The sequence below is a fragment of the Bacteroidota bacterium genome (genome assembly GCA_020161395.1).
Lineage (GTDB): Bacteria > Bacteroidota > Ignavibacteria > Ignavibacteriales > Ignavibacteriaceae > UTCHB3.
The window spans coordinates 132,613-146,795 of sequence record JAIUOE010000008.1 but is presented as its reverse complement, the minus strand read 5'-3'; the positions used below and the strand labels follow the sequence as shown (position 1 = coordinate 146,795).

Here is a 14,183-nt window from a genome sequence, read left to right as displayed (position 1 = left end):
CAAATTGAGACTGTAAATATACGGATATCAGATTTAATTTACAAAATCAAAAAAAAAGAGGTTGCTCAAATGAACAACCTCTTTAATCTTTTTAGTCAGAAATTTTAATCAAATCTCCATCTTGCACCAAGTGATACCGAAACTCTTTTAGCTTTTGAAGGGCTGAAGAGATACTGGAAATCGTAGGTTGCACCATCAAAGTATATTTTCCATATTTTGAATCCTCCACCAAACGACCAGCTCGCAATCGTACCACCGCCTACCGAGAATCCTGTCCTGAACCATGGTAGCCAGCTTGCTTTTGGATTCCATTCCATACCCATCGACCATCTCATTGCAGTACTGTTGCCGGGTTGATCATTGAATCCAAAATTAAAATCGGAAGCGAATAACCAGTCACCACTGCTGCCACCAGTTTTGAAGGCGGTTCCAAACCTCAATGCCCCGGGGAGTGCTGTCGAAAATTCACCTGTCGATTTTGCTTTTCCTTTTAGAACATTTACTAGTGAATCTCTTTGTTTTTGATCGAGAAGGTCATTAAGGAAGATTCCTCCTTCTGCTTTAAATTCGGCAGTCTTCTGTGTCCAGTTTATCGAACCGATGTCAGTAATTGCCAGTCCGATTGACCATTTATCATTGATCTGAGCTGCAAACCCAAGATCAATTCCAAATCCGGTTCCTCCCGGTGAAGGGAAGGGGAAGAAATTCTTCCCTTTTTGTATATCAGTTGAATCAAAATCATACTTGATACCAAAATCAGGCGAGAATGCAGAGATTGCTCTGTAGTCACCGGTTCCGGTTAGCTGATTATTCGCATCGAAACTGAAACTGGTCCTGATGTAATCAATAGCGGCATAGCCGTATCCGTGTACCAGATTCATCGTAATACCGGCAGAGACCTGTTTCCAGTTGAACAGTTTGAAATCCCTGGCATATGTCAAACCATACTTTCTCATCCAGTTGGCACCGAACTTCGTACCACCAAAATCATATAACTGATTTTGAACATTTCCTTCCAGAGCAAGTTTGGCAAATGTTTCCGGAATTACGGCTTTGGAATAGAATTGATCGGTAATGTTGAATCCGAAAGCACCTATCGAAGGACCCGCATTGTATGTCGCAGAAAACATGGTGAATGAAGCACCCACAATCATACTGCTCTCATCCTTGAACAATTCTCTGAACCTGAGTTCATCGTCATTGGTGAGATATCTGCCGGTTGTTTTTCCAGAGGCGTCAGTAGTTCCACCAAAGAAATAATTGTAGTCGTCGAGGGTCATGAAATCGAACCCTGCTCTTATATTGATGGGTCCAATTACGGAGAACTCAAATGTTTTTGGCTCACTCCATGTTATCAGTGCAGGGTTGGCACCCAATGCATATACGCCACGGGAAGTTACAGTCATGGTTTTTCCCATTGCGGTGGCAACAGGATCAGAACTGCTGGCTATGCCCCCACCGTTCTGTGCAGAAACTAAAGAAGAGAAAATCACCAATGCCAATACTGAATATTTAAAAGTTTTCATAGTGGTACCTCTACTTTCCTGCATCAACTTTATAAGAGAATTTACCGAAAGCTCGTAACTTGAACAGATCAAGCGCATAGAACTTGACCGGCAGTCCATTCGCTCGAGAAGTATTTATCCGCATTTCAAGAATAAGATGCTTGACTTTTGTAAAGTTTCTAAAGTCAGCATTTACCAGAGTCATTTTGATACTGTCTTTCGCTGCAGCAATAACCCGGTCATCAGAGCCAACAGTCGCTCCCTTTATCGTCAGTACAGAGTCATTTCCTGCATTTTTCGGTATGATGTTCATTACAGTCCGATAGTCTTTGTCAACAAATCTTCCACTAACTCTCAAACCTGCCGCAAATCCGTTCTCAAAAACCATAGTGACATCTGCAGAATTGGAACTGTTAAGCTTGGCTGTATCCCCGGCTGCGATATCTACTGCGACAGTGTCTGAAATTGTACCGTTGGTAATACCAACATGGAATGGGAAATCAAGCCTGCCAATTCCATAAACCGAGTCAATCATCTGGGCTGTACCCTCCTTAAAGTTTGGATTCAGGGTTGTAACGCCAACAACTGTCATCTTATTTGGCAAAGTATTCGGGAATGCGAGTATAAACTGCTCCACCTTCACAGGGTCAAGCTTGATCGTGGTTTGTCCCACACCGAGTGTTGATACAGGAAGATCCAGTTCAGCGGTATTTACACCGTTTGTCCCCTTGAGTTTACCGGTAAACCTCACTTCAAAACTGGTTGCTTTCTGAACTATCAATTTTATATCAGAATCCTGAAGATCGAGTTTCCCGAATCTGAATTTACCTTGCAAATCGTTCAGATTAATTCCGATGTCTGTCTCCACAATTCTGAGTTGCACCGGTTTCACTTTTCCTGTTATGCTCGAAATCACGAGGTTTGACATGGAAACAGTGGAAACCAGACTGTCTGTACTCAGAAGTGTATTTACAACTCCCGGCTGAACAGTATTTGTTGCTGATGCAGAATATGTAATGGTATTCTTAAGAACACCACCTGAATTTAGAGTGTAATCTTTCAGACTTGCGATCGAGAAGGTGCCTGTTCCCTTTGCAGGTACATTTATCACTTGGCTGAATGCTGATCCGTCCGGTTTTTTCAACTCGTTAACACTCATCGTAACCTGCAGAGGCATGTCGATCGAGTTCTTTACGGTGATATCCATTTTTCCCGAATCAAATTTCATCAGGGAATACTGTGTGGAGTCGTCTATGGCAACAACATCACTTTTTACAATTGGATTTTGCTGAGGAATTACTGTCTTGACGCCGCTCACGCTAAGATTTGCGAAGTCGGCTGTAATTTTTGTAACCGGATTGGCAGGAAGGAGCACCGATTGACCATTGCTGCCTGTTGATGACAACAGTACCTCAACCCTTAACGAGTCCACCAGTTTCTGCCCCGTTAGAGGAAACGAAATGGTTCTTTCCTGGTTCTGTGTCAGGGTGAATGCTGTATTGTCGGTAAGCAGACGGGTGTTTTCAGCTATTGAAGCACCTCTGTATGTGTAGTTCTTTCCGGCTCTCACGATTATGCGGCTTATGCTAAGAGGAATCGGACCATTTTCATTTCTGATCTTAAGAGACATTGTTCCGCCGTCAAACTCTGCAACTTCAAAGGAACCTATCTTCTTAAGGTCTTGAACTACCAGTGTATTTGTAACCGGTGGTACTATCTGATTCTGACCAGGCGTAACATTAAGCCATTGGGTCATTTTTATCTCTTCACTTATCGAGGCAACTGTGTTCACCTTGATGGCGCCTATGGTTGTCTTTATGCTCTTCACGGGAGCATCAAGCGTCATTCTGTTTTCAATCTTGACAGAGTTGAGATCCTGAAGCTGTTCATAAATTATTATGGCTGTGTCGCTTCTCACTTTCAGGTTTGCTGTATCTCTCTCTACAATCTCCTTTAAAGTGTAGGTCCTGTTCACGAACGGTAGATTAAGTTCGACATCCCACACCGGGGCAATCGGTTCCTTGATCTCACACCCGGATAAGAGCATTATTGACAATACGGCGATCATACCGGCAACTCCGGTAAAACTCTTCTTAAAATGCTTCATTGCGATCTCGGTTCTATAATTATTAACGATAACTATTAAAATTAGTTATAATTTGAATTGTTTGCAAATGATTTATTTACAATCAGGTCTTTTTATGTAAAAAAAGAGCACTAAAAGGCAAATACAGGCTGTTTCCTGCATTTTCCTTCAAATGCTCTCTAAATTTATGCGTCCACTCGTAACTTTGTAACTTACTTGAGCAGCAGCATTTTTTTACTGATTACGACACTTCCTGCTCTCAGTTCATACATGTACATTCCTGAAGGCAATCCTGCTGCATCGAATGATGCCTCATAGACCCCGGCTTCCTTCGATTCATTCACTATTTTCGCCACTTCCGTTCCCATTATGTCAAAGACTCTGATCAGCACATCCGACCTTTCGGGTACTGAATAGCGAATCTTTGTGGAAGGATTAAACGGATTTGGGTAATTTTGATCGAGAGCAAATGCAGCCGGTATCTCCGTTATCGTTTCATTCGTGGAGGTCAGACTTCCCTGAGTACTTCCGACGAGATCTGAAAAATGGGATACTCTTACTCTGATGGAATCCGGAAACAGCTCGGTGGTAATTCCTGTCAGATCAAATGTATTTGTAGCAGTTAAATACGCAAATGCCAGCACAGCAACAGGGTTGATACCTGCCATTGTGAGGAACTGGCTGAACTGTTGCGAACGCATCAGAACAAGTCTGAATTTGTTTGGTGATGTGAAATTAAAGGGTGAACCTAGTGGATCAAGTCCGTTAAATGAGTAAACCTCTATCCTCCAGTTGATAAACAGGTTTGCAAGATTAGCCGGATTGAATAATCCATTGGAACAATTTACTCCGTTTAGCGTGATTCTTACCTGAATATCCTGGTTTATACACCCGTCCTCAAACATGATGTATGATCCAACCATTGCATTGTAGAGTGATTGTGCCACATTATAAGGTGCAGGAAGATTCTTGGCTTGAAAAGCATATTTCTGCCCCTCACGAATTGTGTCATTCCAAATGGAAAACTGCGGTGCGTTTGTACACTTGATGGAGATGACCACATTAATCTTGTTCTGCTGAGCAAACAGTATGCCCGAGAACAGAATAACAACCATGAAAAGTGTAAATCTTTTCATATTGGACTCCTTGTGATGATGATGTTGTTGTGTTATTAAAACTTATTAAGCTGCAACCCGAAGGGTTACCTTAGTTGCATTTATCGAGAGCGAAATTTAACAAATAAACAGACAAATGCAACACTTTTTAATCGAAAAATATTATTATTGCCTTTTAGAAGTGATACAGATCAAAAAAAAAGCTGCCTTTTGAGGGGCAGCTTCAAAAATACTCGATCAGTTAAACTTTTCCGTCTTTGGAGGCGGAAACCCAAAAGCAGGCTCCTGTTGAAAATCGACATTTATTTCACCAAATCTGGATTCATATTTATCGATATTATCAGCCAGTGCTCTCAACAGCATCTTGGCATGTGTGGTGTCGTTATTATCCTCGACATCACTTTTGCCTTCTGAATACCCGGGAGTATCCTGGTAAAATCGATCACAAATTCCGCAGGGGAATGTGTGATGAAAGCGAGGTTGGAATAAATTCCTTCCGCCTCTTTCTCTCCCAGCTCCACATTAAGTTGTTGCTGTTGAGGTATTGCTGTATCTTTTGGATTCTGATTCATCGTTATTTCATTTCCGATAAAATTTTCTGAACTTCTTCAGCTTCTTTTGTCTTGCTCAATCTCGAGTAGGCTTTGAAAAGAAGGTCATAGCCTCTTCTCTCTTTTGGCGCTTTCTCGGTGAACTTCTTGGCGTTTTCCACACAAAGTTCGAATTTAGGATTAGCCTGTGGTCTTCCGTCCTCTTTCATCTGATCTGCTTTCTTAAGGATGGTAAGTCCCCAGTTGTAGTAAGCAAATGCTTCATAATAAAAGGCTTCATAGAAATTAGGATCGATCTTCAGAATCTCTGCGAACTCAACAACTGATGCAGTATAGTTCTGAATATTTGTAAGGAAAATACCGTAGTAGAGTCTGCTAAGTTTGTTAGTCGGGTTTTTCTTTACTTCACCCTCAAAAAGTGCAGCACCTTCTTCAGCCTGATTCAGATAACCATAAACCATCGCAAGGGTAGCCAAAAGGGTTTCATCACCAGGGTGCTTGTTCAAACCTGTTATAGCGGTCTTTTTGGCAGTTGTAAAATTGTCGTGAGCAGCTACGCTGTCAGCGCTGTTTTTACTTGTTTTGAAGGCAGTATTTTTAGCTTCACCTCTTTTTATGTAAATTTCGGCGAGCTGAGCATACGCATAGCTTGGTCCCTGTTTGTCAATAATGGTCTGAAGCACCGGAATGGCTTTGTCTGTTTCGCCTTTGTTCAAATAGATCATGGAAACTATTTTATAGGCTTCTATTGAATCGGGTTCGAGTGAAATTGCAGTATTGAATTTCTCAATTGCTTTATCGAGAAACATTGCTGTCGTATCTTTCGATTTCGACTGTGCAGCTTTGTTATAGTTGTTTACACCGGCATTGAACGATTCTGCCCAGGTTGCCTGTGTAAGAGCATCAATCTCTTTTTTGAATTTCGAACTGATTTCAAGTGATTTGTTAAAATTGTAAACCATCCCTTTGATATCTTCTTTTTCTTTCTTCACGATTCCAAGAAGATAGTAACCTTCGTCACTTTTCGGGTTTTTTGCAATTTCCTTGTCTAATGATTCAGCGGCTTTTTCCCAATTCTTCTGCTGAATGTAAAGTTTTGCACTTGACATTTCTGCGGAAGAACACTGATATCCCGAGAACATCAATCCCAGAAGGATCATTCCTGACAAGAGGATGTTAATTCTTTTCATTTTTTCTCCAAAGTTTCACAAATTATGGTACCCTAAATTACTCAAAATTCATTGTTTAAACAAGATTTATAACCGGCATTCTATTATTTTATCAAACTATCCTCAAACAAAATTGATTTTCTTCTCTAATAATGATAAATTTAGTATTTAAAAAGAGGTTTTTATTGACAACTGAAGAAATTATTAAAACTGTACCCAAGGTGCTCTTGCATGAACACCTTGACGGGACTTTGAGACCCGAGACCATTATTGAACTCGCCCGTGAGACGGGATACGATAAACTGCCAACTCAGGACCCCGTGGAACTGAGGAACTGGTTCCACCGCGGAGCCAACAAGGGTAACCTCGTTGAATACCTGCAGGGTTTTGAACACACATGTGCTGTGATGCAAACGAGAGAGGCTCTGACAAGAGTTGCTTTCGAGATGATGGAAGACATGTACAACGATGGTGTTTGTTATGTGGAGATCAGGTTTGCACCCATTTTCCATACTCTCAAAGGGCTTTACATGGATGATGTGGTATCCGCCGTCCTTGAAGGTCTGGAAGAGGGAAAGACTAAATATAAAGTCGAATTCGGTTTGATTCTCTGTGGAATGAGAAACATGAAAGATACACTTGAGATTGCCGAACTTGCAGTGAATTTCAGGGAAAAAGGTGTAGTTGGTTTCGACCTTGCAGGTGAAGAAGGTGGATATCCCCCCAAAAAGCACATCGAGGCTTTTCAGTATATCCAAAGAGAAAATTTCAATATTACGATCCACGCCGGTGAAGCCTTTGGTAAGGAATCAATCTGGCAGGCGATTCAATGGTGCGGAGCCCACAGAATTGGTCACGGTACCAGACTCGTTGAAGACATGATTATCGCAGAGGACGGTGAGACCGTTACCGGAATGGGTGATCTTGCCCAGTATGTGCTCGACAAAAGAATTCCGATCGAGTGCTGCCTACTGAGCAATGTGCACACAGGTGCCGTTGAATCCCTCGAAAAGCACCCTTTCAAGATTTTATATAAAAACAAATTCAGAGTCACGATCAATACCGACAACTGTCTGATGAGTGATACCACCATGACAAAGGAATTTGTAACAGCCGTTCAAATTTTTGACCTCCACCTCGATGATGTGGAAAAAATAACAATTAATGCAATGAAATCCGCTTTTATCCATCATAATGAGAGAATCCGCCTTATCTACGATGTGATTAAACCGGGATATCTGAAAATGAGAGAAAAACTCACTTCACTTCAATTATAGGATAACATGAAGATCGCGCTTAGAAATTATACACTCGATATCGACAAAAGTGATAAAAAAGTATTGACACAGTTTGTAAAACAGGCTGTAAAACAGACGAGTGGAAGTCAGGAAGTCGGGATGGTTAAACAGAACAGAATCTTTTCCACCATCCTTGATAAAATTAATGAATCCGATTCCGTAAAGTTTACAAAAGATGAGTATTTCACTCTGAAAAACATGGTTGTTGCAAACCACAACCACTTGAAAAAACAGATCAGCAAAGCCGGTTTTTTCAAAAAGTTTTTTTTCTCCTCGCTTGAAAAACAATACGGAAAACTCTTGACCAAATATTTTCAGGAAAAATAGAGATGGTAAAGGAAGAAAGAATCATCAAAGCTCCTCACGGTTCAACCCTCTCCTGCAAAGGATGGGTGCAGGAAGCTGCAATGAGAATGTTGATGAACAACCTTGACCCCGAGGTTGCAGAAAATCCTGCCGAACTGATTGTCTATGGTGGCAAAGGCAAGGCAGCCCGCAACTGGGAATCGTTCGATGCAATTATTGAGTCCCTCAAACAACTTGAAAACGATGAAACCCTTCTCGTTCAGTCGGGAAAGCCTGTTGCAATTTTCAGAAGTCATCCGGATGCTCCCAGGGTCCTCATTTCAAATTCGATGCTGGTACCCCGTTGGGGAAACTGGGATGAATTCCGTCGTCTTGAAGCCCTCGGACTCACCATGTACGGACAGATGACCGCGGGAAGCTGGATTTACATCGGCACACAGGGCATTCTTCAGGGAACCTATGAGACATTCGCAGAGTGTGCCCGCCAGAAATTTGGCGGCTCACTTAAAGGGAAACTCCTTCTTACCTCCGGTCTCGGAGGTATGGGTGGAGCACAGCCCCTGGCTGCCACCATGAACGGTGCCACATTCCTCGGAATTGATGTCGATAAATCCAGAATTCAGAAAAGGATTGAGACAGGTTACATCGATATTCTTAGTGAAGACCTCGAGGAAGCTCTGAAAATTGTTCTCGATGCCAAAGAATCGGGTGCCAATATCTCCGTTGGTCTTGTTGGAAATGCTGCTGATATTCTTCCCGAGCTCCTGAAGAGAAATGTAATCCTGGATATCGTTACAGATCAGACATCCGCACACGATACTTTAAACGGTTATGTACCGATGGGAATGTCGTTCGAACAGGCTCTTGCACTTCGAAAATCAGACCCTGACAAATATATTGCTCTCGCAAAGGAAACCATAGTTGTTCATCTTAAAGCGATGCTCGAATTCCAAAGACGGGGTTCGGTCACTTTCGATTACGGAAATAACATCCGTGGCGAAGCCCAGGCAAACGGTGTTGAGAATGCTTTCGATATACCCGGATTTGTCCCTGAGTACATTCGTCCGCTTTTCTGCGATGGCAGCGGTCCTTTCCGTTGGGCAGCCCTCTCGGGTGATCCGGAAGATATTTATATAACCGACGAAGCCGTTAAAGCTGCATTTCCTGAAAATACCTCCCTTATCAACTGGCTTGAACTTGCAAGAAAAAAAGTCCATTTTCAGGGGCTTCCTGCTAGAATATGCTGGCTGAGTTACGGTGACAGGGCAAAAATGGGATTGATTTTCAATCAACTCGTTGCTGACAAAAAAGTGAAAGCTCCGATAGTTATCGGCAGGGATCACCTTGATTGCGGTTCAGTGGCTTCCCCATACAGAGAAACCGAGGCAATGAAAGACGGCAGTGATGCCATAGCCGACTGGCCCATCCTTAACGCTCTGATTAACGCCGTTAATGGTGCTTCATGGATATCCGTTCATCACGGTGGCGGTGTCGGTATTGGTAATTCCATTCACGCCGGAATGGTTATTGTTGCTGACGGCACGCCCGAAGCAGCAAAAAGAATAGAAAGAGTCCTTACTTCTGACCCCGGTATGGGGATAGTAAGACATGCAGACGCCGGCTACGACCGGGCAAAGGAAAACGCCCGCAACAAGTCGGTTAAAATACCCATGTTGAAATAATCATACGGAGAAAAATATGTCACTTAAAGTATTGATCGCTGATCAGTTTCCCGAAAAATATATTAATTTACTGAGATCAAAAGATATTGAAGTAATCTATCAACCAAAGCTCGGCGAAAATGACCTTCCCGAAGCTGCCAAAGATGTGGATATCATCGTTGTCCGTTCCACCAAAGTAAACGAACAGACTATTAACTCAGCCGAAAGGTTGAATCTCATCGTCCGTGCAGGCGCAGGTGTGAATAACATCAATATCGCCGCTGCCAACAAAAAAGGCGTCTATGTGACCAACTGCCCCGGCAAGAACTCTATCGCAGTAGCAGAGCTCGCAATAGGTTTGATGGTTGCAATCGACCGGAAAATCCCTGATAATGTGATCGACTTCAGAAATGGAGTCTGGAACAAGGGAATCTACTCAAAAGCCCAGGGAATTTACGGGAAAAACCTCGGAATCATCGGTTTTGGTAACATCGGCAAGGAAGTGGCAGCCAGAGCTACCGCTTTCGGTATGAATGTTTATGCTAAAGATATCTCCCGCGTTGAAGGTTACGGTGTAAAAGAGTTTTCAGAAATGGACAAAATTCTTCCTATTCTCGACATAATAACCATCCATCTTCCCCTGACTGACGGTACAAGAAAACTCTTCAATAAAGAGATGTTTAAATTGATGAAACCAAACAGTATCCTTATCAACACCTCCCGCGCCGAAGTTATTGATGAAGATGCCCTCCTCGAAGCCATTGAAGAGAAAAACATCTTCTGTGGATTCGATGTGTTTACCGGCGAACCTGAAGGTAAAGCCGGTGAGGTTTCATCAAAACTGATGAACAACAAAAATATCTACATTACTCATCACATTGGCGCATCCACTGAACAGGCTCAGGATGCTGTTGCAGAAGAAACTGTAAATATCATCGGAGGCTACATTAACAGTGGCGTTATTGCTCATTGGGTGAACAAAGCCCGCTGGGAAGAGTCACACTATCAGCTTATCGTTAAACACTACGACAAACCCGGTGTTATCGCTTCAATACTCAATGTTATGAAAAAAGATGAAGTGAATATAGAGGAAGTTGAGAATGAAGTGTTTGCCGGTGGTCTGGTTGCCAAGTGTACAGTAAAATTAAAACAACCGCTCACTGATGGTGTCCTTGAAGAAATCAGGAACATCCCTGAAATCATCAATCTGGCGCATGTGGCTTTATAGTTATTAGTTGTGAGTTATTAGTTATTAGTTGATTTGCTGATAATTCAAACTGATACAAAACTCTTTTTTACCGGAATGTGAAGTATGACTTTGTGTTCCGGTTTTTTATTTTAAACGGGGGTTTTGAAGGTACTGTTTGAAGTGTAACTGCTGCAGGGATTAGACGAGGGTATACTCGGGGATGTCTTCTGTAAGATTATAGTAGTAGGGGACAGAAATCAGATTTTTTAGTGATTCAACTATTTCATCGCTGAATTCAAACGAGAGATGATGAAGGTTTTCCTGCAGGTACTCCAGCGTTCTTTCAGATATTCCGGTTGTTGAGAGCCAGTCGCCCCCGAACTCGAAAAGGGCATCGTTCATTTCCTTCACTTTCCGGTGAACCGATTCAAGTGCCTCTTCCCTGGATGCGACAAGTATATATGAAATGGCGGGATACTGGAGGCATTCTGTTGCTTCTTCCGCAATGTTCATTCCCAGTTCATATCTGCCGGAAAGATAGTTGTCATCTCCTGCCACTAAAAGATTCTCCACCTGACCGATATCACCGGTGTAAGAGGTCATTTTTGGATCAATCCCGTACAATTCCCTGAATATCACTCTCACCAGAGTAATGTCGTGAAATGAAATGTCGCCTTTCATGGTGATCTCGTTTACTTCCTTCTCACCAGGTTTGAAGTAGAGAAAGGTTGTTGAGAATACCGAATCAGCCACAATTCCGTAGAGACTTGAAACGACGAAATCTCCTCCTTTGTGCAAATCGAGGGGTGGTACAAGGGCAAGGTCTATCTCTCTGTTTTTTACTGCATCGAGAAGTTTGGAAACGGGAAGAAACAATATTTCACAGTCAAGTTTGCTCTTTAAAAATGTGGCAAACATGCTTGTGACAATATTCGGGGAGATACCTAATTTCATTTCGAAATAAAAAAAAGAGGCTGCAGCAAACTACTCTGCCGCAGCCCGTTTATCGCAAAACAACAAAAATTAACGAAGGTTCTTTGATTTGATTTTGGCTGCTTTTCCTGAAAGCTCTCTGAGGTAATAAAGTTTGGCTCTGCGAACCTTTCCTTCTCTTACCAGCTCAACTTTTGCAACCTTTGGGGAGTTGAAAGGAAATATTCTTTCCACACCAACGCCGCTTGAAATCTTGCGGACGGTGAATGTCTTGTTTTCAAGGCTTCCCTTGATACCAATTACATCACCTTCGAATGGCTGAATTCTTTCCTTGTCTCCTTCAATTACCCTTACATGAACTCTGACCCTGTCACCAATATTGAAATCGGCGAATTCGGATCTTTTTTCCTCCGGGATGAAATCATAGAGGCTTGTCATACCTGTGCTCCAATCTTATTTATCTTTTTCCAATAGTCTGTTAAAATTTTTGATTGATCTTCCCGCCACTCCCTCACTTTTCCGTGATCACCCTGAAGCAATACTTCAGGCACGGACAAGCCCCGGAACTCCGCAGGTCTCGTATAGCATGGTGCACCAATCATATCACCATCCTGGAATGAATCGTCCAATGCCGATTCGCTGTCATTCAACACACCGGGTATTATTCTGACAACAGAATCAACCAGAACCATGGCGAGCAGCTCACCACCTGTAAGGACAAAATTGCCTATCGATACTATCTCGGTGGCAAATGCTTCCCTTACTCTGTCGTCTATTCCCTTGTAGTGACCGCAAATTATCATTATGTTTTCCATCAGTGAATACCTGTTGGCATCCTGCTGATCATAAATTTTACCATGCGGTGCGGTAAAAATTATAGCGTCATAATCCCGTTCAGACTTCAGTTTCAGGATACAATCGAAGAAGGGTTCCACTTTAAGAACCATTCCCGCACCACCTCCGAAGGGTTTATCATCTATCATGCGATGTTTGTCGTATGCGTAATCCCTAAGGTTATGGACATGTATCTCAACCTTGCCCTTTGTTTGTCCCCTTTTTATGATACTGTTGTTCAATGGTCCATCGAAGAACCCGGGAACAGCACTAATAATATCAATTCTCATCGTCATAACCCGGGAAATTGTCGCTCAACACAAGAAGTTTCCCTTCAGGTGAAAATGACTTTATGAATTCCTTGACCGCCGGAACGAGTGTCTCTTTTCCCTCTTTCGAAACCACATACACATCATTCGCAGGCAATACCATCACATCCTCTATAATACCCAGCTCCTGATCCCTGTAAACCACTTTGCTTCCAATCAGATCATGTATATAAAAAGTATCATCAGGAAGTGCAGCTATTTCAGTCTCAGGTATAAACAACTCCTTGCCCGTAAACATCTCAACATCTTTGTCGGAATCGAACTTCTCAAACTTGACAAGCAAATCCTCACCGTCAAATTTTACCTTTTCAATCTTGAGAGATTTCAAGGAAGCATAGAACTCCACGAAGACCGTTTTGAGTTTAAAAAAACGGTCAGGAAAATCGGAGAAAGACTGTAATCTTAAATAGCCACCTTTACCGTAAACAGAACTTATTTTGGCAATAAGAATATATCCGTCCACAGTAACAGCAGGAATTAATCAACTATTTCAAGAATAACTCGCTTGCCTTCTTTGGCAGCGACTGCAGTCAATAGTGTCCTTATCGCCTGTGCGGTTTTTCCTTGCTTTCCGATAACCTTTCCGATATCATTAGCATCTACCCTCAGTGCGAAGACAACTTTTTTTTCTTCCTCTGATTTGACTTCAACGATTACCTTGTCAGGCGCATCGACAAGATGTTTGGAGATGAATTCAACAAATTCCTTCATTCGGAATCCTCCATTAGAGCAAGGGGCTTTAAGATAGTGCTAAGTACAGACCGAACTAAATGTTCTCTTCAGAAGAAGCACCCGTTACTTCTGCTGTACCTTCAGAACTCTTTGGCTCTTCGACTACTACCGGAGCCGGAGCAGCTTTAACTTCTTTTACCGCCGGCGCAGGAATGTTTCTTCCTTCTCTCCATTTAGCCATGTTGGCTTCGATAACATCTGCAGGGAAGTTTTTCCTGAGCATCTGTCTCTTGTAGAGTATACCGGTCTGACGAAGCAAGCTTCTAACTGTGTCTGTTGGTTGTGCACCAAATCCCAACCACTTTAATGCAATCTCTTCATCGATGATTACTGTATGTGGTTCGTCTTTTGGACTGTACTGACCAACGGCTTCAAGATATTTGCCATCTCTTGGCACGCGTGAATCTACTGCGACAATTTTATAAACGGGCTGTCTCTTCTTGCCCATTCTTTTGAGTCTTAATTTGACCAAATC

The 14,183-nt window shown here is 42.4% G+C and carries 13 protein-coding genes and 2 pseudogenes; 4 read left to right on the top strand and 11 right to left on the bottom strand.

What is annotated here, in order from left to right; all coding sequences use genetic code 11:
* Nucleotides 1-104: 104 nt before the first annotated feature.
* From LCH52_13175 to LCH52_13155, 5 genes and pseudogenes are all read right to left on the bottom strand, one after another.
* Nucleotides 105-1,526 (bottom strand): DUF5723 family protein, encoded by a 1,422-nt coding sequence (locus tag LCH52_13175; protein ID MCA0389434.1) that lies wholly within the window; start codon nt 1,524-1,526, stop codon nt 105-107.
* A 10-nt stretch (nt 1,527-1,536) separates the two neighbouring features.
* Nucleotides 1,537-3,612 carry a hypothetical protein gene (locus LCH52_13170; protein ID MCA0389433.1) on the bottom strand — a complete coding sequence of 692 codons (2,076 nt, stop codon included), beginning with the start codon at nt 3,610-3,612 and terminating at the stop codon, nt 1,537-1,539.
* Nucleotides 3,613-3,803: 191 nt separating this feature from the next.
* On the bottom strand, nt 3,804-4,727 hold the full coding sequence (locus LCH52_13165) for a T9SS type A sorting domain-containing protein (GenBank protein ID MCA0389432.1): 924 nt from the start codon (nt 4,725-4,727) through the stop codon (nt 3,804-3,806).
* Between the two features lie 216 nt (nt 4,728-4,943).
* Nucleotides 4,944-5,278, bottom strand: a pseudogene (locus LCH52_13160) (DUF3467 domain-containing protein).
* A gap of 2 nt (nt 5,279-5,280) precedes the next feature.
* A complete protein-coding gene (locus tag LCH52_13155) occupies nt 5,281-6,447 on the bottom strand; it encodes a hypothetical protein (protein ID MCA0389431.1) in 1,167 nt (388 codons plus the stop codon).
* 164 nt (nt 6,448-6,611) lie between these two features.
* On the opposite strand from LCH52_13155, the gene LCH52_13150 reads away from it, so the two are divergent.
* Genes LCH52_13150 through LCH52_13135 form a run of 4 tightly spaced genes read left to right on the top strand, consistent with a single transcriptional unit; the run spans nt 6,612 to nt 10,919 of the window.
* The gene (locus LCH52_13150) at nt 6,612-7,703 is read left to right on the top strand and encodes an adenosine deaminase (GenBank protein ID MCA0389430.1); all 1,092 of its coding nucleotides are present in this window, start codon (nt 6,612-6,614) and stop codon (nt 7,701-7,703) included.
* Between the two features lie 6 nt (nt 7,704-7,709).
* Entirely contained in the window at nt 7,710-8,051 is a 342-nt protein-coding gene (locus tag LCH52_13145) for a hypothetical protein (GenBank protein MCA0389429.1), read from the top strand.
* A 2-nt stretch (nt 8,052-8,053) separates the two neighbouring features.
* Nucleotides 8,054-9,712: a urocanate hydratase gene (gene hutU / locus LCH52_13140; GenBank protein ID MCA0389428.1), complete on the top strand. Its 1,659-nt coding sequence runs from the start codon at nt 8,054-8,056 to the stop codon at nt 9,710-9,712.
* 16 nt (nt 9,713-9,728) lie between these two features.
* Nucleotides 9,729-10,919: a phosphoglycerate dehydrogenase gene (locus LCH52_13135; protein MCA0389427.1), complete on the top strand. Its 1,191-nt coding sequence runs from the start codon at nt 9,729-9,731 to the stop codon at nt 10,917-10,919.
* A gap of 159 nt (nt 10,920-11,078) precedes the next feature.
* Here LCH52_13135 and LCH52_13130 read toward each other — a convergent pair whose 3' ends face one another.
* From LCH52_13130 to rpsP, 6 genes and pseudogenes are all read right to left on the bottom strand, one after another.
* Complete coding sequence (locus LCH52_13130; GenBank protein MCA0389426.1) at nt 11,079-11,834, bottom strand: hypothetical protein; 756 nt, start codon at nt 11,832-11,834, stop codon at nt 11,079-11,081.
* A 69-nt stretch (nt 11,835-11,903) separates the two neighbouring features.
* Nucleotides 11,904-12,251, bottom strand: a complete 348-nt coding sequence (gene rplS / locus LCH52_13125) for a 50S ribosomal protein L19 (GenBank protein MCA0389425.1) — start codon at nt 12,249-12,251, stop codon at nt 11,904-11,906.
* Nucleotides 12,248-12,937, bottom strand: coding sequence for a tRNA (guanosine(37)-N1)-methyltransferase TrmD (gene trmD / locus LCH52_13120; protein ID MCA0389424.1), 690 nt, complete (start codon nt 12,935-12,937; stop codon nt 12,248-12,250). Before trmD ends, rplS begins: the two co-directional genes overlap by 4 nt.
* Nucleotides 12,927-13,439, bottom strand: a complete 513-nt coding sequence (rimM, locus tag LCH52_13115; GenBank protein MCA0389423.1) for a ribosome maturation factor RimM — start codon at nt 13,437-13,439, stop codon at nt 12,927-12,929. The genes trmD and rimM overlap by 11 nt, the downstream gene beginning before the upstream one ends.
* A 14-nt stretch (nt 13,440-13,453) precedes the next feature.
* The gene (locus LCH52_13110) at nt 13,454-13,687 is read right to left on the bottom strand and encodes a KH domain-containing protein (GenBank protein MCA0389422.1); all 234 of its coding nucleotides are present in this window, start codon (nt 13,685-13,687) and stop codon (nt 13,454-13,456) included.
* A gap of 277 nt (nt 13,688-13,964) precedes the next feature.
* A pseudogene (gene rpsP, locus LCH52_13105) lies at nt 13,965-14,180 on the bottom strand (30S ribosomal protein S16).
* Nucleotides 14,181-14,183: the final 3 nt, after the last annotated feature.

Bases quoted from the DNA above. Each gene is read 5' to 3' on its own strand.
- LCH52_13135 (MCA0389427.1), top strand. From the start codon at position 9,729: ATGTCACTTAAAGTATTGATCGCTGATCAGTTTCCCGAAAAATATATT.
- LCH52_13155 (MCA0389431.1), bottom strand. From the start codon at position 6,447: ATGAAAAGAATTAACATCCTCTTGTCAGGAATGATCCTTCTGGGATTG.
- LCH52_13170 (MCA0389433.1), bottom strand. From the start codon at position 3,612: ATGAAGCATTTTAAGAAGAGTTTTACCGGAGTTGCCGGTATGATCGCC.
- LCH52_13110 (MCA0389422.1), bottom strand. From the start codon at position 13,687: ATGAAGGAATTTGTTGAATTCATCTCCAAACATCTTGTCGATGCGCCT.
- trmD (MCA0389424.1), bottom strand. From the start codon at position 12,937: ATGAGAATTGATATTATTAGTGCTGTTCCCGGGTTCTTCGATGGACCA.
- LCH52_13130 (MCA0389426.1), bottom strand. From the start codon at position 11,834: ATGAAATTAGGTATCTCCCCGAATATTGTCACAAGCATGTTTGCCACA.
- LCH52_13175 (MCA0389434.1), bottom strand. From the start codon at position 1,526: ATGAAAACTTTTAAATATTCAGTATTGGCATTGGTGATTTTCTCTTCT.
- hutU (MCA0389428.1), top strand. From the start codon at position 8,054: ATGGTAAAGGAAGAAAGAATCATCAAAGCTCCTCACGGTTCAACCCTC.
- LCH52_13145 (MCA0389429.1), top strand. From the start codon at position 7,710: ATGAAGATCGCGCTTAGAAATTATACACTCGATATCGACAAAAGTGAT.
- rplS (MCA0389425.1), bottom strand. From the start codon at position 12,251: ATGACAAGCCTCTATGATTTCATCCCGGAGGAAAAAAGATCCGAATTC.
- LCH52_13165 (MCA0389432.1), bottom strand. From the start codon at position 4,727: ATGAAAAGATTTACACTTTTCATGGTTGTTATTCTGTTCTCGGGCATA.